26 protein-coding genes and 1 tRNA gene are annotated in these 22,892 nt (G+C 48.7%); all 27 read left to right on the forward strand.

The genetic code is table 11. The annotated features are described in order from the left end of the window. Window positions 1-28: 28 nt before the first annotated feature. Window positions 29-1,507, forward strand: coding sequence for a stage IV sporulation protein A (gene spoIVA / locus ACIFQN_RS09730; RefSeq protein ID WP_429833204.1), 1,479 nt, complete (start codon window positions 29-31; stop codon window positions 1,505-1,507). A gap of 237 nt (window positions 1,508-1,744) precedes the next feature. After that, the gene (locus ACIFQN_RS09735; protein ID WP_005831316.1) at window positions 1,745-2,017 is read left to right on the forward strand and encodes an HU family DNA-binding protein; all 273 of its coding nucleotides are present in this window, start codon (window positions 1,745-1,747) and stop codon (window positions 2,015-2,017) included. Between the two features lie 237 nt (window positions 2,018-2,254). Beyond that, complete coding sequence (gene folE, locus ACIFQN_RS09740; protein WP_429832828.1) at window positions 2,255-2,818, forward strand: GTP cyclohydrolase I FolE; 564 nt, start codon at window positions 2,255-2,257, stop codon at window positions 2,816-2,818. Between the two features lie 80 nt (window positions 2,819-2,898). Further along, window positions 2,899-2,975 (forward strand) — tRNA-Pro (locus ACIFQN_RS09745). Window positions 2,976-3,115: 140 nt separating this feature from the next. Further along, a complete protein-coding gene (locus ACIFQN_RS09750) occupies window positions 3,116-3,811 on the forward strand; it encodes a lytic transglycosylase domain-containing protein (RefSeq protein WP_429832829.1) in 696 nt (231 codons plus the stop codon). Between the two features lie 37 nt (window positions 3,812-3,848). Continuing rightward, window positions 3,849-4,079, forward strand: a complete 231-nt coding sequence (gene mtrB, locus ACIFQN_RS09755) for a trp RNA-binding attenuation protein MtrB (protein WP_289136109.1) — start codon at window positions 3,849-3,851, stop codon at window positions 4,077-4,079. Between the two features lie 73 nt (window positions 4,080-4,152). Beyond that, complete coding sequence (locus ACIFQN_RS09760; RefSeq protein ID WP_429832830.1) at window positions 4,153-4,668, forward strand: hypothetical protein; 516 nt, start codon at window positions 4,153-4,155, stop codon at window positions 4,666-4,668. Between the two features lie 116 nt (window positions 4,669-4,784). Then, window positions 4,785-5,621 (forward strand): heptaprenyl diphosphate synthase component 1, encoded by an 837-nt coding sequence (locus ACIFQN_RS09765; protein WP_429832831.1) that lies wholly within the window; start codon window positions 4,785-4,787, stop codon window positions 5,619-5,621. Between the two features lie 5 nt (window positions 5,622-5,626). Then, on the forward strand, window positions 5,627-6,346 hold the full coding sequence (locus ACIFQN_RS09770; RefSeq protein WP_429832832.1) for a demethylmenaquinone methyltransferase: 720 nt from the start codon (window positions 5,627-5,629) through the stop codon (window positions 6,344-6,346). A 75-nt stretch (window positions 6,347-6,421) separates the two neighbouring features. Continuing rightward, complete coding sequence (locus tag ACIFQN_RS09775) at window positions 6,422-7,291, forward strand: UbiA-like polyprenyltransferase (RefSeq protein ID WP_429832833.1); 870 nt, start codon at window positions 6,422-6,424, stop codon at window positions 7,289-7,291. Further along, window positions 7,288-7,884: a UbiX family flavin prenyltransferase gene (locus ACIFQN_RS09780; RefSeq protein WP_429832834.1), complete on the forward strand. Its 597-nt coding sequence runs from the start codon at window positions 7,288-7,290 to the stop codon at window positions 7,882-7,884. Before ACIFQN_RS09775 ends, ACIFQN_RS09780 begins: the two co-directional genes overlap by 4 nt. A gap of 5 nt (window positions 7,885-7,889) precedes the next feature. After that, window positions 7,890-8,753, forward strand: a complete 864-nt coding sequence (locus tag ACIFQN_RS09785) for a menaquinone biosynthesis protein (protein ID WP_429832835.1) — start codon at window positions 7,890-7,892, stop codon at window positions 8,751-8,753. 9 nt (window positions 8,754-8,762) lie between these two features. After that, window positions 8,763-9,728: a heptaprenyl diphosphate synthase component II gene (hepT, locus tag ACIFQN_RS09790; RefSeq protein WP_429832836.1), complete on the forward strand. Its 966-nt coding sequence runs from the start codon at window positions 8,763-8,765 to the stop codon at window positions 9,726-9,728. Window positions 9,729-9,835: 107 nt separating this feature from the next. Continuing rightward, window positions 9,836-10,279: a nucleoside-diphosphate kinase gene (ndk, locus tag ACIFQN_RS09795; RefSeq protein WP_055743593.1), complete on the forward strand. Its 444-nt coding sequence runs from the start codon at window positions 9,836-9,838 to the stop codon at window positions 10,277-10,279. A gap of 137 nt (window positions 10,280-10,416) precedes the next feature. Next, window positions 10,417-11,190, forward strand: coding sequence for a CheR family methyltransferase (locus tag ACIFQN_RS09800; protein WP_429832837.1), 774 nt, complete (start codon window positions 10,417-10,419; stop codon window positions 11,188-11,190). A gap of 74 nt (window positions 11,191-11,264) precedes the next feature. Further along, window positions 11,265-11,432, forward strand: coding sequence for a hypothetical protein (locus tag ACIFQN_RS09805; protein WP_429832838.1), 168 nt, complete (start codon window positions 11,265-11,267; stop codon window positions 11,430-11,432). A 206-nt stretch (window positions 11,433-11,638) separates the two neighbouring features. Further along, on the forward strand, window positions 11,639-12,799 hold the full coding sequence (gene aroC / locus ACIFQN_RS09810; RefSeq protein ID WP_429832839.1) for a chorismate synthase: 1,161 nt from the start codon (window positions 11,639-11,641) through the stop codon (window positions 12,797-12,799). Further along, window positions 12,799-13,899 (forward strand): 3-dehydroquinate synthase, encoded by a 1,101-nt coding sequence (aroB, locus tag ACIFQN_RS09815; protein ID WP_429832840.1) that lies wholly within the window; start codon window positions 12,799-12,801, stop codon window positions 13,897-13,899. The genes aroC and aroB overlap by 1 nt, the downstream gene beginning before the upstream one ends. 2 nt (window positions 13,900-13,901) lie before the next feature. Next, the gene (aroH, locus tag ACIFQN_RS09820) at window positions 13,902-14,279 is read left to right on the forward strand and encodes a chorismate mutase (protein ID WP_429832841.1); all 378 of its coding nucleotides are present in this window, start codon (window positions 13,902-13,904) and stop codon (window positions 14,277-14,279) included. A 281-nt stretch (window positions 14,280-14,560) separates the two neighbouring features. Continuing rightward, complete coding sequence (gene trpE / locus ACIFQN_RS09825; RefSeq protein ID WP_429832842.1) at window positions 14,561-16,075, forward strand: anthranilate synthase component I; 1,515 nt, start codon at window positions 14,561-14,563, stop codon at window positions 16,073-16,075. Next, window positions 16,069-17,094 (forward strand): anthranilate phosphoribosyltransferase, encoded by a 1,026-nt coding sequence (gene trpD, locus ACIFQN_RS09830; protein WP_429832843.1) that lies wholly within the window; start codon window positions 16,069-16,071, stop codon window positions 17,092-17,094. The genes trpE and trpD overlap by 7 nt, the downstream gene beginning before the upstream one ends. Then, window positions 17,084-17,887, forward strand: a complete 804-nt coding sequence (trpC, locus tag ACIFQN_RS09835; protein WP_429832844.1) for an indole-3-glycerol phosphate synthase TrpC — start codon at window positions 17,084-17,086, stop codon at window positions 17,885-17,887. Before trpD ends, trpC begins: the two co-directional genes overlap by 11 nt. Beyond that, entirely contained in the window at window positions 17,884-18,552 is a 669-nt protein-coding gene (locus ACIFQN_RS09840) for a phosphoribosylanthranilate isomerase (protein ID WP_429832845.1), read from the forward strand. Before trpC ends, ACIFQN_RS09840 begins: the two co-directional genes overlap by 4 nt. Then, window positions 18,515-19,741 (forward strand): tryptophan synthase subunit beta, encoded by a 1,227-nt coding sequence (gene trpB / locus ACIFQN_RS09845; RefSeq protein WP_429832846.1) that lies wholly within the window; start codon window positions 18,515-18,517, stop codon window positions 19,739-19,741. The genes ACIFQN_RS09840 and trpB overlap by 38 nt, the downstream gene beginning before the upstream one ends. Window positions 19,742-19,743: 2 nt before the next feature. Next, window positions 19,744-20,562 carry a tryptophan synthase subunit alpha gene (gene trpA / locus ACIFQN_RS09850; RefSeq protein ID WP_429832847.1) on the forward strand — a complete coding sequence of 273 codons (819 nt, stop codon included), beginning with the start codon at window positions 19,744-19,746 and terminating at the stop codon, window positions 20,560-20,562. Window positions 20,563-20,591: 29 nt separating this feature from the next. Continuing rightward, on the forward strand, window positions 20,592-21,686 hold the full coding sequence (gene hisC, locus ACIFQN_RS09855) for a histidinol-phosphate transaminase (protein ID WP_429832848.1): 1,095 nt from the start codon (window positions 20,592-20,594) through the stop codon (window positions 21,684-21,686). A 69-nt stretch (window positions 21,687-21,755) separates the two neighbouring features. Beyond that, window positions 21,756-22,856, forward strand: a complete 1,101-nt coding sequence (locus ACIFQN_RS09860) for a prephenate dehydrogenase (protein WP_429833205.1) — start codon at window positions 21,756-21,758, stop codon at window positions 22,854-22,856. Window positions 22,857-22,892: the final 36 nt, after the last annotated feature.

A 22,892-nucleotide genomic window follows, 5' to 3' on the forward strand; every position in this document is an offset into this window, starting at 1 on the left:
ATAGACAAATAGAAGGAGGTCATCGATGGTGGAACGAGTCGATATCTTTAAAGACATTGCCGAACGGACGGGCGGAGACATCTACCTAGGTGTGGTAGGCCCGGTTCGTACGGGAAAATCGACCTTTATCAAGCGGTTTATGGAGCAGGTCGTCATCCCGAATATCCAGTCAGAGGCTGAGCGGATCCGCGCCACGGACGAATTGCCGCAAAGTGCATCTGGCCGAACAATCATGACGACAGAACCCAAATTTGTTCCTAACCAGGCCGTCAATGTACACGTTACAGAAGGGCTCAGTATCAACGTTCGCCTCGTTGACTGCGTCGGCTATACGGTACAGGGTGCAAAAGGGTTCGAAGACGATAACGGCCCTCGCATGGTGAATACTCCTTGGTATGAGGAGCCCGTTCCTTTTGAGGAAGCGGCGGAAGTAGGAACACGCAAGGTGATTCAGGAGCACTCCACCATTGGGATCGTGGTTACGACGGATGGCAGCATCGCTGAAATACCGCGTGTGGGATACATTGATGCGGAAGAGCGCGTTGTAAATGAGCTGAAGGAAGTAGGCAAGCCGTTCGTCATCATCGTCAACTCTACACGTCCTCGTTCAGACGAAGCACAAAATTTGCGCGTGCAGCTTCAGGAAAAATACGACGTACCAGTTGTCGCTTTGTCAGTCGATCAGATGACGGAACAAGAAGTGCTTCTGCTCATGAGAGAAGTACTGTTTGAGTTCCCAGTTCATGAAGTAAACGTAAATCTGCCGAGCTGGGTTATGGTTCTGGAGAACGGACATTGGCTCCGTCAGAATTATGAAGAAGCTGTACGTGAGACCGTGCAGGACATCCGCCGGTTACGCGACGTGGACCGTGTCGTCGGTTTCTTCAATGATTATGACTTCGTGGAGCGCGCGTCTCTCGCCGGAATGCATATGGGGCAAGGGATTGCAGAGATCGATCTCTATGCTCCAGACGAGTTATATGATCGCATCCTGATGGAAATTGTGGGTGTGGAAATCAACGGCAAAGATCACTTGCTGAAAATTATGCAAGAGTTCGCTCATGCCAAGAGGGAGTATGACCAAGTAGCGGAGGCCTTGCACATGGTTCGGAGTACAGGCTACGGCATAGCTGCTCCGTCGTTGCATGAGATGACCTTGGACGAACCTGAGCTGATCCGCCAAGGGCCGCGTTTCGGTGTAAGACTCAAGGCGACAGCGCCGTCTATCCACATGATTCGCGTGGATGTGGAATCAGAATTCGCGCCTATCATCGGCACGGAAAAACAAAGCGAAGAGCTGGTCCGTTATCTCATGCAAGACTTTGACAAAGATCCGCTTTCCATCTGGAACTCAGACATTTTCGGTCGGTCGCTCCATTCTATCGTAAGGGAAGGCATCCAGGCAAAAATCACGATGATGCCGGATAATGCACGTTATAAACTGCAAGAAACCTTGGGTCGTATCATCAACGAAGGTTCGGGCGGACTGATTGCGATTATACTCTAAGAACCAGGATGATAGTCCTATGAATACGGAATAAACAAGGGGCACCCGGCGTGACGGGATGCCTTTTTTTCTTGTATTTCGCTTTATTTCGACAGGAGGGGCTTGAATTTAAGAAAACGGTGTATTACTATAAGCTTGTCAGATCGGTAAAAACAACCAATCGTGTATAAAATGCTTCGTTTCGGTTAAGAAAAATAATAGCTAGGACTTGGTGTTCTTTGAGGGGAGGTGAACAAGATGAACAAAACAGAACTGATTGCAAAAGTGGCTGAAACCACTGAACTCACCAAGAAAGATGCAACCAAAGCAGTTGACGCGGTTCTCGACGCGATTGCTGACGCATTGAAAACAGGTGATAAAGTCCAACTGATCGGCTTTGGTAACTTCGAGGTTCGTGAGCGCGCGGCTCGTAAAGGTCGTAACCCGCAAACTGGTGAAGAGATCGAAATCGCTTCCAGCAAAGTACCTGCTTTCAAACCAGGGAAGCAACTCAAAGACTCCATCAAGTAGTCGTTATCTTTGTAAACGAAGCACTTACATAAAAAACCCACATTGAGTCGATGTGGGTTTTTTTCTGCGCATCTGCACTTTTAGAAGAAAATTTTGGAAGATCTTTTTGTTTTTTTGTAGCCGGTGTGATAAGATTGGCTTGTTTCGCCTATTGATCGTCGTGTCAAGAAGGCGTGAGGAATGGACATGTCATAGGTGGTTACGCAGTGGTATGTCATCAAGTTAGGAGGTACAAAAATGAACGTTGATTTGGATAAAATTCAGCAAGCGGTTCGGATGATTTTAGAAGCAATCGGTGATAACCCGGACCGGGAAGGATTGCTAGATACCCCTAAACGTGTAGCGAAAATGTACGCCGAAGTATTTGAAGGCATGCACATAGACGAAGAGAAATACTTCGAAACGGTATTTAGTGAAGATCATGAAGAGATGGTGCTTGTAAAAGACATCCCGTTCTACTCAATGTGTGAGCATCACCTGGTTCCTTTTTTTGGAAAGGCGCATGTGGCCTATATCCCGCGCGGTGGCCGTGTAGTGGGACTAAGCAAATTGGCACGCGCTGTTGACACTGTAGCACGTCGACCTCAACTGCAGGAAAGAATCACGACAACCGTTGCAGACTCCCTCGTCCGCAAGCTGGACCCACATGGAGTAGTGGTCGTCGTGGAAGCAGAGCATATGTGCATGACCATGCGCGGTGTGAAGAAGCCTGGTTCCAAAACCATAACATCTGCCGTACGCGGAGTATTTGAAAAAGATCCTGCAGCTCGTGCAGAAGTATTCAGCCTGATTCGTACGTAATATCAAGGTGCAAATAGCAGAAAAATACGATAATACTATTGACAATAGAGGTAAAAAATAGTATAGTGTACATGTACAGTCGGGATGTGGCGCAGCCCGGTAGCGCGCACCCTTGGGGTGGGTGAGGTCCAGGGTTCGAATCCCTGCATTCCGACCATCTACATGATCAGACCAGAAGCCTGAGGATCAGGCTTCTTTTTTTGTCTCCTTTTGCTGATTCCATATTCGCTATTGGCTTCCTGATATTTCTTTTCTATAATGAGGAGGAAGACAAGCTAGGAAGGATTGTTCGTAACCATGAGGGTTCCAGTATCACTTCAGCCATATTCGAATCAGATGCCGCAAACCTATGATACCGGCACAGGGCAGTCTACTCTTTCAAACGGTCACGACCAGCTGTTTTCTGACCTTTTGCAAGAAAAATTGGCTAATGGGCAACGGGTAATCACATCGCAGGAAATTTTGGCCGAGCTTGACGGGTCACCCGAATGGAACTTTGCAAATGGAGCCCCCGATCGTTATGCAGAGGCTTCTGAGTCAGGTTCTGCAGGGCGAACAGCCGCTATGCCTTCGAAAGACATTTTAGAAAAAATCGACCGAATGGCCAATCGGGTAGGTGTAGACAAAGATTTGGTGCGGGAAGTTGTGAGAGCCGAGTCTAATTTCGATCCGAATGTTGTTTCCCATGCGGGAGCAAAAGGCTTGATGCAATTGATGGATCAAACAGCGAAAGCGATGCATGTGCGCAACGTCTATAATCCTGACGAAAATTTGGCGGGAGGAACCAAGTATCTAAAAACGCTCCTCGACCGTTATGACGGCAACGTGAAAGTAGCCTTAGCAGCTTATAATGCGGGGCCAGGGAGAGTTGGTCGCCTGGGCATTGACACTGACGCGGATCTCGAAGCGAAATATGACCAGCTGCCGCTAGAAACACAGCGCTACGTGGAAAAAATCATGAACCGACTAGAGCCAAAAGGGACAACATACTAGGGCATTAGCGATAACGCAATTGTCAGGAGGAAAAAGCGTGTCACAACCATCTGCTTTTAATCAGGATTATTTTGTGGTCAAGGCAAAAGAAAATGGTGTGCATGTGATCGGGCTAACGAGAGGCACCGATACCCGTTTCCATCACACAGAAAAGCTCGACAAGGGCGAAGTCATGATTTTTCAATTTACAGAGCATACTTCAGCGATAAAAGTCCGGGGGAAAGCCCTCATTTACTCCCAGCATGGGACAATTGATACAACGGAATGATCTTGTGGTTTTGGGTAAAAGCAGGCATAGCCTGCTTTTTTTATTTGTAGAATGGTGGAGAGGAGGGATGCCCATGCCCCGCAATCTATTTATGGCTATCGCTGTATCCACATTCTTGGCATTGATGCTGTCTCTTGTCCCCAGCTCTGGCTGGAAGGGTGCTGATGTTCCGACATTCCATGCTGCCCACCCGATCCACCTAAGCGAGCAAAATGCGCTTGATTTGTTTACAATGGTGGAAACACATTATAATATTAAGCGTATAAAATGGGAAAACTCGTCAATTTATGTCGATTTAGCGGTGAAATCCGATCAAAAGGTAGAACTCCCTCATGTTTATCAAGATTTTTATGGCTTGACACATGATTTGTTTACCCTTACAGACAATGTGAAGCAAGTCTATTTTCGGCTGCTAGAAGTGACCGATACACCAAAAGAGTCAAGACTCCTGGTGGCGATCCAATCTAACAGTGAAAACCAGGCTGCACACGCCACGCCATTGACAGAACTGTCCGATGTGGAATCATATGTGAGAGATACTTTTCCTGTTCGAATCGATCCCTATTTTTATGAGAGAATTAGTCCCTGACGAAAGAAGTATGGTATGATAGCAGGAACGGCCTTTTGACCGGATGGCAAAGTATTACGGAAGTGTACGAAAGCAGGCAGACATCTTTAGGTTGCGCAGCTTGTGGAGGAGGACGCATGAGCAAAGAACACACCCCCTATGTAGAAGAAGTTCGGTTGATCATCGAACAGATCTACAAGCGAAGTACCCACCCTTATGTAGAATATTACGTTGATGTTCCTTCCATGGCGGAAAATCGTCTTGAGCTTTTGTACCTGTTTTTGCGGGAGCAAGGTATGACCAAGGAACGGGCAGTGATTTTCTGCACAGCGACGGGACTGGTCCAGCTTGGACTGGACATGCACGAACATGTGAAAAATGAGTATGAAGAGTCACAGACGGCCGAGCGAAGCAGACAGCTCACAGTGCTGGCCGGCGATTATTACAGTAGCCGCTACTATCATTTGCTTGCACAGGCAAGTGAGATTAAAGCGATTCAAGTATTGTCCGGTGCCGTACAACGAGTAAATGAAGCCAAGATGAAATTGTATGTCGCTGGTCGAGATGGCAAGATCCCATCTGACGAAGAGTACTGGGAGCTGCGTAATACGATTGATACAGGCTTGTATGTAGCGATCGTGGAAGAGTATGCTGATTCTGAAGATAATCGACGCTTTTGGATTGATCTCATGAAGGAAACAGCTAAGGTAGAGAGTGTAATCGGGGAGTGGGAGCAAATAAAATGGCAAGAACAAGTTCCCTTTGGTTTTGCCCGTTTTTTGCTGCAAAAACCAGGGGCTACGCTCGCGCAGGTTATGTCCGGTGTCGAGATGAAAGCCATGGAAATGATCAGCATGTGCGAGCAAATGGTGCGTACGCTGCATCCCGCTGAAAAGCGGAATATGCTTTCAACGATTACGGCTCGCTACTCTCATCGGATTAATCGATTGAAACGGGTAATTGAGGAGATGTAAGCCTAGTGAACCAGATGCAGATGAAAGAGAAGGCAGAGTACGTCCATTCCGTTTTTGAAAGCATTGCAAAAGACTATGACAAAATGAACAACATCATTAGTTTTGGAAGCCATGTCATGTGGCGCAACTATACCATGAAGCAGATGAACATCCAGCCTGGGCACACTGCCTTGGACGTAGCATGTGGTACAGGTGATTGGACCATCGCTTTGGCCCATGCTGTGGGCAGTACAGGAAGCGTCGTAGGACTGGACTTCAGCCAGAATATGTTGGATGTCGGCGCTTACAAGGTCTCTAATGCAGGTGTGGGCAATACAGTCAAGCTAGTCAATGCGGATGCGATGAATTTGCCATATGAGGACAACACTTTTGATTTTGCGACAATCGGATTTGCCCTGCGCAATGTTCCCGATGTACAGAAAGTGTTGAATGAAATGGCTCGTGTCGTTAAGCCTGGAGGTAAAGTCGTTTCCTTGGAAGTGTCCAAGCCCCCCTTTATTCCTTATCGTAAGCTATTTTATCTCTATTTCTATAAGATATTGCCGTTGGTTGCGAAATGGACTGTGGACAAGTATGAAGAGTACGCCTGGTTACCTGAATCCCTGACGAAATTCCCTGACAGTCGCGAGTTGGCACGCATGTTCCAGCAAGCGGGGTTGGATCCGGTTCAGGTCAAATTATTTATGGGTGGAGTTTCTGCCCTGCACATCGGTACAAAATCGTAGGATGTCTTTTACTGGTTCCCGATTCAGCATGAGAGGGCTCACCAGTATTTCTTTAGTGGATAGGAAGTGTACGACATGGGTCTTCGTAAATTGAAAATTATTTTGGAAATGATAAAATTCGAGCACTCCCTCTTTGCATTGCCGTTTGCTTTTATGGGAGCTGTTTTGGGTAGCATTGTCATAGAAAAGGCTTGGCCCACTTGGATGGAAATCTTTTGGGTTACAGTAGCGATGGTTGGGGCAAGAAGCGCAGCGATGTCATTGAATCGGGTAATCGACCGAATTATTGATGCGAAAAATCCGCGGACTGCCACACGCGCCATTCCGGCTGGACTCATCTCGATAATAGAAGTGATCTTGTTTATCGTTGTGTCGTTTGCTGTGCTTTTCATTGCAGCATTCCAGTTGAATGAACTGGCAGTGAAGCTTTTGCCGCTTGCTGTATTTGTCCTAGTGCTATATTCCTATACCAAGCGTTTTACGTGGCTGTGCCACTTCATTCTTGGTGTGGCTATCGGCTTTGGGCCATTAGGCGGCTGGGTAGCGACTACAGGTCAGGTAGATGCCATTGGATTGCTTTTGTTTGCGTCTGTTATGTTTTGGACAGCGGGTTTTGATATTATTTATGCTTGTCAGGACGCTGATTTTGACAGAAAAGAAGGCTTGTTCTCCATGCCTAGCCGTTTCGGGATTGCAAATGCGCTCTTGACTGCAAGAATATGCCACATTCTTACTTTTGCAGGATTGATGTCTTTGTATGTTGTAGCTGACTTGTCCATTTGGTTTTTGATTGGTGTCTTGATATCCGGTGCGATCCTCATTTATGAGCACAGTCTTGTGAAGCCAACCGATCTTTCTAAACTGGATGTCGCTTTCTTCAATATGAACGGCATCTTGAGTGTTGTCATGTTTACGTTTACCATGATTGATTTAGTGATCTCATGAATCAGCAAAAATGGGCTGTTGGGATAACGGGAGCAAGTGGTGCCATCTATGGCGTACGGTTAGTTCAAGAACTGCTGCGTGCCGGACACATTGTCCATTTGATGATTACTGAAGCGGGATGGCAAGTTTTCCAAGATGAATTGGATTGGGAGACCAGCAACAGAGAAGGCTTGCTGCAGGAGAAGTTGCAACAGGATTTTTCTGGTGAGCTGCATTATTGGGGTCTGCGCGACTTCAATTGTCCGGCGGCAAGTGGTTCGTACCGTTGTGACGGGATGATCGTGGTTCCATGCTCGATGGGAACTCTCTCCGGTATTGCACACGGGGCATCAGGCAGCCTCTTAGAGAGGGTAGCGGATGTCATGCTCAAGGAAGGGCGCCGCTTGGTCATTGTCCCGCGTGAGACTCCACTGAATGCCATTCAACTAGAAAACATGCTGAAGCTGAGTCGCTTGGGCGTAAAAATATTGCCGGCGATGCCAGGCTATTATCAAAAACCGCAAACGATGGATGATCTCATCAATTTTGTTGTAGGGAAAGCTTTGGATGCACTCGATGTACCACACTCGCTGTTTCGGCGTTGGGGGGAATAAGAAGCATGCAAAAATCCTTGCGAATTGGACAAATCTTATACACGAACGTACTCCCTGTTTACTTTTATTTTGACCAGGCAAAATTTGAGGACCGTATCGAGTTTATTCGTCAAGTGCCTGCTCAGTTGAACCAGGCGATGGCTTCGGGCGAAATAGATATGGGTCCCATTTCTTCCTTTAGCTATGCTGAGCATGCTTCCCAATATGTGGCGTTGGCGGATCTTTCCGTCAGTGCCAAAGGGAGAGTAGGCTCCCTTTTCTTGTTCAGCAAGAAGCCGATTGAGCAATTGAATGGAGCTCGTATTGCTCTCACGAATACGTCGGCAACCACAGTCAATCTGTTAAAAATCATTCTCCGTAAGTTTTACGATTATGAGATTTCCTACGTTACACAAGAGCCTTTACTGGATGAAATGCTGCGCGGAGCGGACGCTGCGTTGTTAATTGGTGATGACGCCATTCAGGCGAAGCGCAATGGCAGGGACTTGCACGTCTATGATTTGGGAGAACTGTGGCATCAGTTTACGGGCTATTCCATGACGTTCGCGATCTGGGCACTGCGCAAAGCGGTGATTGCCGAACATCATGACTTGATTGCAGAAGTGCATGCTTCTTTTTTGGCTAGCAAAAGGAAGACGCTCGAAAATTCAGCTCCCTTGATTGATTACGTTCACACCCATTACGGAGGAGAGAAAGAGGAGTGGGCCCGCTATTTTCAGGGATTACAGCACGATTTCGGCGACGTACAGCGGATTGGATTGGAGTATTACTACCGATGCGCGGCGGAGCTGGGACTTCTAGCGGCACCAACCACTGTCGACCTGTGGCAGGCTGGGGGCCGACAGACCAAAACTACGTTGACGAGATAGGTGGAACGGATGAACCTAGTCGATATTTACTTCAAGATGAAAAAGGACGTCCAGTACATTGAAGATGAACTGGAAAAGTCCATTGATACAGAAGTACGCGAGCTTTATCAATCTTCGACCCACCTTCTCAAAGCAGGAGGAAAACGGATTCGTCCGGTATTTGTGCTGCTCGGGGGAAAATGGGGGAAGTATGATGTAAAACGTCTGAAACACGTAGCTGTTCCACTCGAGCTGATTCATATGGCCTCGCTTGTGCACGATGACGTCATTGACGATGCGGATAAGCGGCGTGGCAAGGACACCGTACGGATGAAGTGGGACAACAAGGTGGCAATGTATGCGGGTGATTACATTTTTGCTCGTGCGCTGGCGATTGCCTCAGCACTGCCGATACCGCAATTGCATCAAATTTTGTCCAATGCTATTGTCGAAGTCTGCAAAGGCGAGATAGAGCAAGTGAAAGATCTGAACAACTGGGAACAAAACTTCCGGACGTATTTGCGGCGCATTAAACGCAAAACGGCCTTGCTGATCGCGATAAGCTGTCAGCTCGGTGCTGTTGCCAGCGGGGCCACCGAAGAACTCGTGCGCAAAATGTACTGGTACGGGTATAACGTGGGTATGGCATTCCAGATTACCGATGACATTCTTGATTTCACAGGAACAGAGAAACAGCTAGGGAAACCGGCTGGAAGCGATCTGGTTCACGGAAATATCACATTGCCTGCGCTATATACGGCTCATCACGGGAAATCCGCGCAGCAGTTCCAGGCTTGGATTGCGGAAAATACGTTTTGGGATCACATTGACGAAGCGATTCGTTTGGTACGTGCAGGCGAGGGAATAGCGTTTTCGCAACAGTTAGCCGAGCGTTACATTGCCCGTGCGCATGCCATTTTGGCAGATTTGCCTGATAATCAAGCAAAAACGTCCCTGACAGGAATTGCAAATTTTATCATTGACCGCAAATTTTAATGATATTTTGACGGTCAGCCTGTTGCTTGACCACCATACTTTTGATAAAATTTCTGTTGGTGGTGTCAACTACACCAATACATAGCTCTAATGGAGGCATACTTACAATGGAAAAAACATTCCTTATGGTAAAACCTGATGGCGTACAACGTAATCTGATCGGGGAAATCGTTTCCCGTTTTGAGAAAAAAGGATACCAATTGGTAGGCGCAAAGCTGATGACTGTTAGCCGCGAGCTGGCTGAAGAGCATTATGCTGAACACAAAGAGCGTCCTTTCTTTGGTGAACTGGTAGACTTCATCACTTCTGGACCAGTATTTGCTATGGTATGGCAAGGCAACAACGTAATCACAACTGCTCGTGCAATGATGGGTAAAACAAACCCGGTTGACGCGGCTTCCGGAACAATCCGTGGTGATTTCGCTACTTCCGTTGGCATGAACATCATCCACGGCTCCGATTCTCCTGAAAGTGCTGAGCGCGAAATCGGCCTGTGGTTCTCCGCGGATGAAGTTCTCTCCTTCGAGAAAACAATCCAACGCTGGATCTAATGATTTTCTGCAAAAAAACCCCTTTCGTGGGGGTTTTTTTCTTTTTTTCGTCAAAATATGCGTCTGTCCTGATAGGATTTTACTCAAATAATGGCGAATGAAGAGAGAGGTAACTGTTAAAGGGGGCACCGTTCTCAATGGAAGATAAGGACTTTCTCCAATTTATAGCAAATGTTAAAAAAATGACCGGTATTGATCTTGCCCTCTACAAAGAAGCGCAAATGAAGCGTCGCCTCACCTCACTTCGAGTGAAGCGGGGATATGCCACGTTTACCCATTATTTTGATGCTATCGCAAAGGACAAGGAAATGTTCTATGAGTTCCTGGACAGGATGACGATCAACGTATCGGAATTTTTCCGCAATCCGGGTAGATGGGATGTCCTCGAAAACAAGATACTGCCTCGACTTGCAAAGCAATCGGGCCCTGTCAAATGCTGGAGTGCAGCTTGCTCGACTGGGGAGGAGCCATACACGCTTTCCTTGATTCTGCTGCGCAAGAGAGTAGAAGCAACCATTCTCGCGTCAGACATTGATGAAGGCGCTTTGTCTAAAGCAAAGCAAGGGGTGTATACGGACCGTTCACTGCAGGACTGTCCGAAAGATTTGGTCGCCAAGTATTTTTTAAAAGATACGCTCAGCTACCGGATTTCAGAGGAAGTAAAAAAACGCGTTACTTTCAAAAAGCACAACCTGCTTGCAGATACGTTTGATTCTCATTTCGACTTGATCATTTGCCGCAACGTGATGATTTACTTCACAGAAGAAGCAAAGCATGAGCTCTATCACAAGTTCAGTCGAGCTCTGAAGCCGGGGGGAGTCCTGTTCGTTGGCAGTACAGAACAGATCTTTCAGCCTCAGCAGTACCAGCTTGAAGCGGAAGATACGTTTTTTTATCGAAAAATGGGATAATTCACCTGCGCTCTAGTATATCTGTGTTCTTTTATCCCTAGACTAGGAATACCTACGTGCAGGGGAGGCAGCAGATGGATAAGCAAAAGGTCATCGAAGCATATCGTCGAGGTCTGATTACACTTCAGGAGTGTGGACAAATACTGGGTACGGAAAAGACGCAATTAGACGATCTGATGCGTGTGGACCACCTCCGACAACCACTTGGATCCAATCCGTTTTTGGTGGTGGACCGCTTCTAAATTAGCGCCAAGTAAATCCCCAGCGCTTCTCCATTCGGAGGGGCGTTTTTCCTGTCAAGGATCAGGATTTCAAACGGTTTTGCCACTTTTATGTTTCCACCGCGGAACAGGTATGATATTATAGCGCTTAAAAGTGATAAAGGACAGCATCCCTTTTGAATCAAATTTAGGGATAAGGCTGCCTGGAGGATGGAGGAAGGAAAGAGATGCGTTACTTGACAGCAGGGGAGTCTCACGGGCCTCAATTGACAGCAATCATCGAAGGCGTACCGAGTAACTTGCCTATTTCCATTGAGGCGATTAACGAGCAATTGGCACGTCGACAAAAAGGCCATGGACGTGGAAGAAGAATGCAAATTGAAATAGATCAGGTGAAGGTGCTATCCGGTGTCCGTCATGGGTATACCACAGGTGCTCCAATCACACTGGTCGTGGAAAATAAAGATTGGACTCACTGGCAAGGGATCATGTGTGCTGAACCAGTCGAAGGCGCGGAAGAAAAAAGACGTGTGTCTCGTCCTCGCCCGGGTCATGCCGATTTGAACGGTGCGATTAAGTATCATCAGCGGGATATGCGAAATATTCTGGAACGTTCTAGCGCACGTGAGACGACTATTCGTGTGGCAGTAGGCGCAGTAGCGCGTCAACTGCTGGCTGCTTTCGGCATTCGTTTAGGTGGCCAAGTATTGCAGATTAACGATGTCGTAGCAAAACGTCAGGACGTCAGCCTTGACGAGCTGATTGCACGTACGGAAGAGTCACCCGTTCGCTGCCTGGATAAAGAAGCCGAGCCACGCATGATGGCTGCGATTGACAAGGCAAAAGAAGACGGAGACTCCCTGGGTGGAATCGTTGAGGTTATTGTGGAAGGCGTTCCAATTGGCCTTGGAAGCCATGTTCAATGGGACCGCAAGCTGGATGGCCGTTTGGCGCAAGCCATCATGAGCATTCAGGCATTCAAGGGTGTAGAGATCGGCATCGGCTTTGAGGCAGCAGGATTGTCAGGCTCCCAAGTGCACGATGAAATTCTTTGGAACGAAGAGACTGGCTACAGCCGTAAGTCGAACCGTGCCGGTGGACTGGAAGGCGGTATGACAACAGGAATGCCTGTCGTTGTGCGTGGTGTCATGAAGCCGATTCCGACCTTGTACAAGCCGCTGATGAGCGTAGATATTGATTCCAAAGAGCCGTTTTCCGCTAGCATTGAGCGATCTGACAGCTGTGCGGTACCAGCAGCTAGTGTAGTAGCAGAAGCAGTGGTAGCGTGGGAAATCGCAAACGCCATGTGTGACAAGTTCCCATGTGACTCGATGGATGATATGGTGGAAAACGTGCGCCAATACCGCGCATATACGGAGAAATACTAATGAGTGCAAAGAGCCTGACTGTTGAACTAGGAGAGCGCTCTTACCCGATTGTGATTGGAAATGGCCTCTTGCAGCAAGTTCCGACCCTGCTGCAAGAGGCGAGCATTTCCTCTGCAAGCAAGCTTTTGATCGTGACCGATGAAAATGTTGCTGCTGGCTATTTGGATTCTCTGCGTGAGGTTCTCCGAGCTGCTGGCTACCAGGCTTCTGCTAGTGTTATCGCAGCGGGAGAGCAGTCGAAGTCCCTCGCCGTCTATGAACGGATCATGACTGAAGCCATTCAGGCTGGTCTAGATCGGAGGTCTGCTGTATTGGCTCTCGGTGGCGGTGTCGTGGGAGATCTGGCAGGATTCGTGGCGGCCACGTATATGCGTGGAATTGATTTTGTCCAGCTGCCTACTACGCTGCTTGCCCATGATAGCTCCGTCGGCGGGAAAGTTGCCATCAATCATGCGCTGGGGAAAAATCTGATTGGAGCATTCCATCAGCCTCGCGTTGTCATTTATGATACAGCCGCTCTACAAACATTGCCGAAGTGTGAGGTAGCAGCGGGATTTGCAGAGGTCGTCAAGCATGGACTCATTGCAGATGAGTCTTTTGTAGATTGGCTCCAGGAAAACGCAGAGAGTCTGTGGGATCTGGATTCTGAATTATTAGCGAAAGCGATTCAACGTGGCTGTGCAGTCAAGGCCGCGATTGTCTCAGAGGACGAGACGGAGCAGGGACAACGTGCATTACTCAATTTAGGCCATACGTTTGGACATGCTTTTGAAGCGCTGTCCCACTACTCAACGCTTAACCATGGTGAAGCAATAGCGATTGGCATGTGCCTCGCTGCCAAAGTGGCTGAACGTATCGGCTTTGCAGAAAAAGGCGTCTACGCGCGAACCGAGAGAGTCCTTCGCCTCTACCATCTTCCTACTAAATGGCCTGGTGACCTGTCGCCAGAAGCGGTGTTGGATGCAATGAGACGAGACAAAAAAACAATCGGCGGCAAGCTTGCTTTAGTCTTGCCACGTGCAATCGGACAAGTGGAAGTAGTAAAAGACATCGATGAAGACCTGATCATCAGCGTAATGAAAGAAGAAGCGGAGGCATAACGATGGGAGTGCGAGGAATCAGAGGCGCTGTAACGGTGGAAGCCGATACACGCGAAGAAATTATTTCTTCTACAAAGTGGCTGTTGGAAGAGATGGTAGGACGTAACGAGGTAAATCCTGAGGATATCGGAAGTATTATCATTACGACGACACCCGATCTGTGTGCGACTTTTCCAGCGCAAGCAGCACGTATGATTGACGGGGAAGCATGGGCCTATGTTCCACTCATGTGTGCCCAAGAAATTCCTGTACCCGGGGGGCTGCCCCTCTGTGTCCGCGTCATGATGCATGTGAATACAGACAAGACAGCCAAAGAAATTCAACACGTTTTTCTACGTGATGCTGTGAAGCTACGGCCTGACCTGACAAATCGCAGTTGACAATCGGGGCGCTCTCTTTTACCATAAGTGAAACGAGAGCGCCTCGTTTTCCGGTTTTAAGCAGATACCGGCTGAGAGCAGAGTGAGTAGAGCAGAGTTGAGATGAGTTAGGTTGAGGAGAGAAGAGCAGGCTGGGTACATATACATGCCCAATCCAGGTCTCCTACTGGATTTTTTTTCATATTTTCTTTCTCCCCCTACCTCTCGCTCTAAGAAGCGGATGTAGAAAAGGCGGGTTTGTTCCTCCCTTTTCACACCCTCTAAAAAGGAGATGAGAGTCCATGTATTTCCCCTCCCTGGCCGAAGTGCAGTCCCTTTCGGCATCGTATTCCTTGATTCCTGTAAGCATGACTTTGCTCGCGGACCAAGAAACACCTATCCGTCTGTATCAGAAGATTCGAACGAGTGATTCTTTCCTCTTGGAGAGCGTCGAAGGCGGTGCTCGCTGGGCACGGTTTTCGTTCATTGGAATGAACCCCTTTCAGATTGTGGAAGCAAAAGGGGAAGTAATAACAGTTTCCAGGCGAAATGGAGAGCGTTTCGTCCAGAAGGGCAACCCGGTAAATTTTTTGCGCGAAGAAACGGATCGCTACAAAAGCCCTAAACTCCCGCGCTTCCCTCGTCTGAGTGGCGGAGCGGTTGGATTCTTCGGCTATAATACGCTGCGTTATTTTGAAAATTTACCTGTGCATCGAAAAGAAGCAGTACGGGTACCCGACATGCGGTTTCTCTTCGTTGACGAGATGATTGCATTCGACCATTTGAAACAAGAAATTCAGTTGATTGTCAACCTGCATGTAGAGCCAGGTGATACAGCCTCCCGGATCGACGAAAAATACAAACTAGTTTGTGAACGACTCGAGCAGCTGGCGACAAAAGTTACAGCTCCCCTGCAGGCTGACAGCCGCATCCAGGTAGCGACCGGGTCGCCGGAACCGTTGTCCGTCGAGCCCAATATGAGCCGGGAACAATATGAACGGATGGTAGAACAAGCCAAAGAATACATTGCGGCCGGAGATATTTTTCAGGTAGTGCTATCCCAGCGCTTTTCTGTAAAAACGTCCGTCGATCCATTTGCCGTTTACCGCTTGTTGCGTACACTGAACCCCTCTCCTTACATGTACTACCTCGAGTATGAAGGTGAGACAGTTGTCGGAACGTCTCCCGAGCTATTGGTTCGGGTAGAGGATGAAAAAGTAGAAATGCGGCCCATCGCAGGGACACGCAAGCGAGGAGCAACTCCAAAAGAAGACGAGGAATTGGCGGCAGACTTGTTGGCGGATAACAAAGAGCGCGCAGAACATTATATGCTGCTCGACCTGGGACGAAATGATGTGGGGAAAGTCTCCTCCTATGGCAGCGTGAAGGTAGAAGAGGCTTTGGTGATCGAGAACTACTCCCACGTAATGCACATGGTGTCACATGTGACCGGAAAGCTCCGAGAAGGACTCCACGCGTTTGATGCCCTCTTGTCCGCTTTTCCTGCGGGAACGGTTTCAGGCTCACCCAAACTTCGTGCGATGGAGATCATCGCGGAACTGGAGTCAGATGCGAGACATTTATACGCTGGTGCGATTGGATATATTTCGTTTGATGGTTCGCTGGATAGCTGCATCACAATCCGGACTTTGTTTTTCCAGGATGGTTATGCACACGTGCAGGCAGGTGCAGGGATCGTGGCAGATTCTGTTCCCGCAAGTGAATACCAGGAAACGATCAATAAAGCAGCAGCAATGATTTCCGCTCTGGAAAAAGCGGAGCAGTTATTCGCGCGCAAGGAGGAATTGCCATGCTAACCCATGCATTGGATCAGATCTTAAAAGGGAGCCATTTGAACAGAGACATGGCGGAAGAGGCAATGGGTGAAATTATGGATGGAAAGGCAACACCTGCTCAGATCGGAGCCTTTTTGGCAAGCCTGCGCCTGAAAGGAGAGCAAGTAGAAGAAATTATCGGGTTTGCTCGTGCAATGAGAAAGCGGGCGACATGTTTTCCTATTGACCTTCCTGGTTTAGTAGACACGTGCGGAACGGGCGGGGATGGCAGCAACACCTTCAATATCTCTACTGCCAGCGCAATTGTGGCAGCCAGTGACGGTGTTCGGATTGCCAAGCACGGCAACCGAGCAGTATCGAGTAAGAGCGGCAGTGCAGACGTTTTGGAGGCTTTGGGCGTGCCAGTCAATCTATCCCCAAAGGATGCTGCGGATTGTCTTCGAGCAACCAATCTTTGCTTTCTGTTCGCTCCCCTGTATCATCAAGCGATGAAGCATGCGGCGGGTCCGCGCAAGGAATTGGCTGTTCGCACCGTTTTTAATCTGCTTGGTCCTCTGACAAATCCCGCTGGAGCTACTCATCAGTTGATGGGTGTGTATGACGCACAGCTACTTCCTACAGTAGCTACCGTGCTCAGAGAATTGGAAGTGAAACGAGCGCTGGTCGTGGCCGGTTCCGACGGATTGGATGAATTGACGGTTACCGGAATTAGCCAAATTGCAGAACTGCGGGATGGGCAAATTCGTTCGTATGAAATTGAGCCAGAACAATTTGGACTTCGTCGGCATGAAAAAGATGCTCTGCGCGGTGGGGACGCTCATGAAAATGCGGCCATCATCCACGATGTATTCGCAGGAGGACGCGGTGCTGCTCGCGACATCGTCCTGTTGAATGCCGGAGCTATCTTGTATCTTGCAGATCGTGTGACTTCGATTGGCGAGGGAGTCATACGTGCGGCTGAACTGATTGATGACGGACTCGTATTGCGCAAGCTTGAGCAATTCCGTCAAATTGCAGGAGGAATGATTCATGCTTCGTAAAATCGTAGAAAAAAAACTGGAAGAGATCAGTCGTCTGAAAGCTGAAACGACGATTGCTTCGTTACTCACCCAAACCAAATCGATCGAAGCTCCACGAGGCTTTCGACGGGCATTGGAAACAAGCACGAGACCAGTCGGCGTGATCGCTGAAGTCAAAAAGGCATCGCCGTCAAAAGGATTGATCCGACCAGATTTTCATCCAGTTTCCATCGCACAGGCTTATCAAGCTGCCCAAGCAGAGTGCATCTCTGTACTCACCGATGAATCATTTTTCCAAGGCAGTCTATCTTATTTGCGTATGATCCATGAAACGATAGATCGCCCACTTTTGCGAAAAGATTTTCTAATTGATGAGATTCAAGTGGTTGAAGCACGGGCGGCAGGTGCAGACTGCATCTTGTTGATCGCAGCCATCCTCGATCCGGAGCAGATGCGCGATCTGGCACAGACGGCAGAGGGGCTAGGCATGGACGTGCTTATTGAAGTACACGACAGACCCGAGTGTGACACGGTCTTTAAATATAGCAATCCCAAGCTGCTTGGGATCAACAATCGGAATCTGAACACCTTTCAAACCGATCTGTCTGTTACCCACGAAGTCATTGCAGATATCCCTTCAACGATTACCGTCGTGAGTGAGAGTGGCATTTCTGTGCCTGCTGACATTGAAAATGTGCGAAGGGCGGGCGCAAGGGCGGTATTGGTCGGAGAGCATTTCATGCGACAAAGCGATGTAGAAAAGGCTGTGATCTCATTGGTAGGGGCAGCGCCAATACCGGGGGTGAGCAAATGACCCAGATCAAAATATGCGGAATCAAGCGGGCAGAAACGCTAGCTCTGTTAAAAGAGCTGGAAGTAGATTACGTAGGTCTCGTTTTTGCACCAAGCAAGCGCAAGGTCGATGCTGGGACCGCTAAAAGTTTGCTTACTGCTGTTTCGAATCATCCTCCCGCAGTCGGTGTGTTTGTGAACCCGAGCATGGAGGAGCTGGAAGAGCTCCTCGCAGAGGTTCCCCTATCGGTCATTCAATTGCACGGGCAGGAATCGCCAGTTTTTTGTCAGGCTGTTCAAGAACGTTTTTCCTTGCCGGTCTGGAAAGCGCTGGCTGTCGGCGGGGAGTCTGATGCAGCACGTGAGATTGCCCGATACGAGGGCAAGGTAGAGGCTTTTCTGTTCGATACGTATGATCCGAGTATGGCCGGGGGAACAGGTAAACGCTTCTCCTGGGAACAAATTCCTGATCTGCAGGAAAGTTGCAAAAATTCGGCTTGTGTCATCGCAGGCGGGATCAATACGGATAATGTCGCAGAGTTAGTCAGTCACTACCAGCCAAACGTGATTGACATCTCGAGCGGAGTAGAAACAGACGGTGAAAAAGATGCGGATAAAATCAAGACTTTGGTGGAGAGGGTGAGAGCGAATGAACACGCAGCAGACAACTACGCGAGTCGTGCCTGATGAAAACGGACGCTTTGGACAGTTTGGAGGAAAGTTTGTACCTGAAACATTGATGAATGCCGTTGCTACTCTGGAGGTCGCTTTTGAAGAAGCCCGTCGAGATCCCGAGTTTGTGCAGGAGTTAAACGACTTGCTGAGAGAGTATGCAGGTAGACCGACGCCGCTTACGTACGCAGAGAGACTTACCGAAGCACTCGGTGGAGCACAAATTTATCTCAAGCGAGAAGACCTCAATCACACAGGCGCCCACAAATTGAATAATGCGCTCGGCCAAGCCCTGCTGGCGAAACGAATGGGGAAAAAGTCCATTATCGCAGAAACTGGCGCTGGACAACACGGGGTAGCGAGTGCAACAGTAGCAGCCAAACTAGGGCTTTCCTGCAAAGTGTTCATGGGAGAAGAAGATATCCGCCGACAGTCACTGAATGTGTTTCGGATGAATTTGCTGGGAGCACAAGTCATTCCGGCTGTCTCAGGTTCCCGTACGTTAAAGGATGCGACCAATGAAGCGATTCGTCATTGGGTGACGCATGTGGAAGAAACCTTTTATGTAATCGGTTCCGTAGTAGGGCCGCACCCGTATCCGTACATTGTGCGTGAATTCCAGAAAATCATCGGGGAAGAGACGCGCAGTCAAATTTTGCAAATGCTTGGAAAACTTCCTGATGAGGTCATTGCCTGCGTTGGGGGAGGGAGTAATGCAATCGGCATGTTTTATCCGTTTATTGCGGATGAATCGGTTGCTCTGCGCGGGGTTGAGGCTGCTGGACATGGGGTAGATACAGCAAAACATGCGGCGACGCTGAGCTTGGGACGCCCAGGTGTGATTCACGGTTCGCTGACGTATCTGTTGCAAGACGAGCATGGGCAGGTGCAGGAAGCCCACTCGATTTCAGCGGGGCTTGACTATCCAGGGGTTGGACCCGAGCATTCCTATCTAAAAGATAACGGTAGAGTTACCTATACTTCTGTGACAGATAACGAAGCACTGGATGCCGTTCAGCTCTTGTGCCGCACAGAAGGCATCATTCCTGCGCTGGAAAGTGCTCATGCAATCGCAGAAGCAATCAAACGTGCACCACAGATGTCTAGTGATCAAATTCTCGTCATTTGCCTATCTGGTCGTGGAGACAAAGACGTGTTAACCATCCAGGATGCTCTGCAAGAGCGTCGAGAAGGAGGAGAGTGATAATGACGACAGCTGTAAATAGAATTGATCGCCTGTTCGAGGATCGCAGCCGCAAACGCTTTATCCCGTTTATTACAGTCGGTGACCCTACGATAGAAGCAACGTTTCAGATTGTAGTCGCAATGGTGGAAGCAGGGGCGGATGTGATCGAACTGGGTGTTCCTTATTCAGACCCGCTTGCAGATGGTCCTACGATCCAACGAGCATCTCAGCGTGCGCTGGAAAATGGCGTGTCGATCACCGATGCGCTGCATCTGGTAGCGCGTTTGAGAGAGACTGGTATGGAAGCTTCTCTTGTCTTGTTCTCCTATTTCAATCCCGTGCTGCAATATGGTATTGATCGCTTTTTTGCTGATTTGGCAGCCTATGGGGCAGATGGAGTGGTCATTCCTGACTTGCCGATTGAGGAAAACGGACCAGCCGTCGAGGCGGCAAAGAAAAATGGCATTCACGTCATTTCTCTCGTAGCACCTACTTCGGAGTCACGGATCAAAAAGATCGGTGAGCAGGCTACCGGCTTTCTCTATTGCGTTTCTTCATTGGGCGTGACAGGCGCTCGAACTGATTTGCGGGATGATCTTGCTGATTTTTTGCAGAAGGTAAAGGCGTCTACGACCGCTCCGACTGCTGTAGGATTCGGAATTTCTACACCAGAACAAGTACGTGCCGTGGCTGTGCATACAGATGGCGTCATTGTCGGCAGCGCGATTGTACAAGAGATTGAGCGACATGTCGAACAGTTGAAAGACCCGAGGGAGTCGCCACAGGCAGTCGAAAAAATAAAAACGTTTGTACATCAGTTAGCAAGTGCGCTACAATAATGGGAAAAATGTGACTGGAGTGAACGTGGATGCAACCGAAGCAACGCATACTCAATGCCCCGGTTTATCAACCTGGGAAACCCATTGATGACGTCAAACGGGAATATGGTCTGACAGAAGTGATTAAGCTGGCGTCCAACGAAAATCCCTTCGGCTCTTCGCCAAAGGCAAAAGCTGCAATTGTCGAGCAACTGGACAATCTAGCGTTGTATCCAGATGGTGCAAGTCTGAGTCTGCGTTGGGACCTAGCTGATTTTCTCGGAGTGAAACCGAGCCAATTGATCTTTGGAAACGGCTCTGACGAAAATCTGTTGATGATCTCTCGTGCATTTTTGAATGAGGGCACCAATGCAGTGATGGCGACGCCTACTTTCTCGCAATATCGCTCCAATGCCATTATTGAAGGGGCTGAGCTAATCGAGGTTCCTCTGAAAGATGGCGTACACGATCTGGAAGCGATGGCAGCTGCGATCAACGAGCAGACACGTGTAGTATGGATATGTAACCCGAATAACCCATCTGGAACGATTGTCACGACAACTCAGCTCGAGGCATTCATGAAAAAAGTGCGGAAAGACGTGCTCGTTGTTATGGATGAGGCATACTACGAGTATGCGGTGGATCCGGAATATCCACAAACGGTACCGATGCTATCCGAGTATCCGAATCTGATCATTTTGCGTACGTTCTCTAAAATATATGGTCTCGCAACACTACGTATCGGTTACGCGATCGCTTCGGAAGAGCTGGTATCCCATTTGGAGCACGTTCGCGAACCGTTCAACACAGGAACTTTGGGCCAGGTAGCAGCGCGAGCAGCTCTGAAGGATCAGGAATTTGTCAACGCCTGCCGTGAGAAAAACAGAGAAGGCTTGAAGCAATTTACAGATTGTTTCGATGAGTGGGGACTTTCGTACTACCCAACGCAAACAAACTTTATTCTGGTTGACTTGAAGCAAGACTCGGATGCAGTATTTAAAAAGCTGTTGAGCCAAGGAATTATCGTCCGTTCCGGAAATGCGCTTGGTCACCCAGGGTTCCAACGGATTACAATCGGCACAAAAGAGCAAAATGAAAAAATTCTCACTGCGCTTAAAGAAATCGTGACTGGCGCATTGAAATAACCCGAAAGATGCCGGGCGACTGTCCCGGCATTTTTGTCTACGCAGATAAAGGAAGGATAGAGTGTGGAGATGAAGAAAACCACCATTGCTGTAATCGGTGTCGGATTGATAGGCGGCTCTATCGCCTTGTCGATGCGGCGTGATCCGAATATTCGGGTCGTCGGTTACGACGTACGCCAGGATTGTTTGGACAAGGCATTGACGCTTGGAGTTATCCATGCAGGAACAACTGATTTACAAACGGCCGTTAGAGAAGCCGATGTGATTTTTCTAGCATCGCCGGTCGAACAAATTTTTGCGACTCTGCAAGTGCTGTCAAGGCTGGATTTACAGCAAAATGTCATTGTCACGGATGTAGGGAGTACCAAATCAGGCATTGTGCGCCAGGCTGTTGAAGTCATTCCCGATTACGTTACGTTTATCGGCGGACACCCGATGGCGGGTTCCCATAAGTCCGGTGTAGAAGCCGCTTCTGACAGACTGCTGGAAAATGCCTACTACGTTCTGACGCCTGCACCAGGGACATCGGTCGAAAAAATAGACCGTCTGACAGAATTGCTTGCGCTCACACGAGCTAAAGTCGTGGAAATGGATGCAGATACCCACGACCAGGTAGTGGGTGCGGTCAGTCATTTCCCGCACGTGCTTGCGTCTGCACTGGTAAACCTGGTCGCTGGCTACGATGACGAAAATGCATGGCATGCCCGATTGGCTGCAGGTGGGTTTCGTGATATCACGAGGATTGCATCGAGTAATCCACGGATGTGGCGTGATGTGCTTTTGCAAAACCGTGAGCACATCTTGAAGATTGCAAATGACTGGTCGATTGCGCTGCAGGATGTGGTGAATCTGGTTGAAAAGGGAGATCCAGAAGGGATTGAACATTTTTTCAAAACGGCCCGTGATTTCCGTGACGGATTACCAGAGCGCAAAGCAGGAGCGCTGCCTCCATTGAACGATTTGTATATCGACATCCCAGACCATCCGGGTGAAATTGGCCGTATCACTACACTCTTGGGTGCGAGACAAATCAATATTACTAACCTCCAGATCAGGGAGACGCGTGAAGACATTTACGGAGCCCTGCGGATTACGTTTCAGTCCCAACAGGAGATGGAAAAAGGCGAGGAACTGCTGAGGTATTTCGACTACAATGTGTACAAGCGCTAATAGACTTGTTATGCCTGCGGACTTTACAACGAAGAC

The organism is Brevibacillus sp. NRS-1366, from assembly GCF_050467985.1.

What these genes read in the sequence shown, in the direction of transcription:
- ACIFQN_RS09735 (WP_005831316.1), top strand. Translation starts at nt 1,745, where the DNA reads ATGAACAAAACAGAACTGATTGCAAAAGTGGCTGAAACCACTGAACTC.
- ACIFQN_RS09805 (WP_429832838.1), top strand. Translation starts at nt 11,265, where the DNA reads ATGGATAAGCAAAAGGTCATCGAAGCATATCGTCGAGGTCTGATTACA.
- ACIFQN_RS09750 (WP_429832829.1), top strand. Translation starts at nt 3,116, where the DNA reads ATGAGGGTTCCAGTATCACTTCAGCCATATTCGAATCAGATGCCGCAA.
- ndk (WP_055743593.1), top strand. Translation starts at nt 9,836, where the DNA reads ATGGAAAAAACATTCCTTATGGTAAAACCTGATGGCGTACAACGTAAT.
- trpE (WP_429832842.1), top strand. Translation starts at nt 14,561, where the DNA reads ATGTATTTCCCCTCCCTGGCCGAAGTGCAGTCCCTTTCGGCATCGTAT.
- ACIFQN_RS09780 (WP_429832834.1), top strand. Translation starts at nt 7,288, where the DNA reads ATGAATCAGCAAAAATGGGCTGTTGGGATAACGGGAGCAAGTGGTGCC.
- ACIFQN_RS09840 (WP_429832845.1), top strand. Translation starts at nt 17,884, where the DNA reads ATGACCCAGATCAAAATATGCGGAATCAAGCGGGCAGAAACGCTAGCT.
- hepT (WP_429832836.1), top strand. Translation starts at nt 8,763, where the DNA reads ATGAACCTAGTCGATATTTACTTCAAGATGAAAAAGGACGTCCAGTAC.
- ACIFQN_RS09800 (WP_429832837.1), top strand. Translation starts at nt 10,417, where the DNA reads ATGGAAGATAAGGACTTTCTCCAATTTATAGCAAATGTTAAAAAAATG.
- ACIFQN_RS09760 (WP_429832830.1), top strand. Translation starts at nt 4,153, where the DNA reads ATGCCCCGCAATCTATTTATGGCTATCGCTGTATCCACATTCTTGGCA.
- trpC (WP_429832844.1), top strand. Translation starts at nt 17,084, where the DNA reads ATGCTTCGTAAAATCGTAGAAAAAAAACTGGAAGAGATCAGTCGTCTG.
- folE (WP_429832828.1), top strand. Translation starts at nt 2,255, where the DNA reads ATGAACGTTGATTTGGATAAAATTCAGCAAGCGGTTCGGATGATTTTA.
- trpB (WP_429832846.1), top strand. Translation starts at nt 18,515, where the DNA reads ATGAACACGCAGCAGACAACTACGCGAGTCGTGCCTGATGAAAACGGA.
- ACIFQN_RS09765 (WP_429832831.1), top strand. Translation starts at nt 4,785, where the DNA reads ATGAGCAAAGAACACACCCCCTATGTAGAAGAAGTTCGGTTGATCATC.
- hisC (WP_429832848.1), top strand. Translation starts at nt 20,592, where the DNA reads ATGCAACCGAAGCAACGCATACTCAATGCCCCGGTTTATCAACCTGGG.
- trpD (WP_429832843.1), top strand. Translation starts at nt 16,069, where the DNA reads ATGCTAACCCATGCATTGGATCAGATCTTAAAAGGGAGCCATTTGAAC.
- ACIFQN_RS09860 (WP_429833205.1), top strand. Translation starts at nt 21,756, where the DNA reads ATGAAGAAAACCACCATTGCTGTAATCGGTGTCGGATTGATAGGCGGC.
- aroH (WP_429832841.1), top strand. Translation starts at nt 13,902, where the DNA reads ATGGGAGTGCGAGGAATCAGAGGCGCTGTAACGGTGGAAGCCGATACA.
- ACIFQN_RS09775 (WP_429832833.1), top strand. Translation starts at nt 6,422, where the DNA reads ATGGGTCTTCGTAAATTGAAAATTATTTTGGAAATGATAAAATTCGAG.
- aroC (WP_429832839.1), top strand. Translation starts at nt 11,639, where the DNA reads ATGCGTTACTTGACAGCAGGGGAGTCTCACGGGCCTCAATTGACAGCA.
- aroB (WP_429832840.1), top strand. Translation starts at nt 12,799, where the DNA reads ATGAGTGCAAAGAGCCTGACTGTTGAACTAGGAGAGCGCTCTTACCCG.
- trpA (WP_429832847.1), top strand. Translation starts at nt 19,744, where the DNA reads ATGACGACAGCTGTAAATAGAATTGATCGCCTGTTCGAGGATCGCAGC.
- ACIFQN_RS09785 (WP_429832835.1), top strand. Translation starts at nt 7,890, where the DNA reads ATGCAAAAATCCTTGCGAATTGGACAAATCTTATACACGAACGTACTC.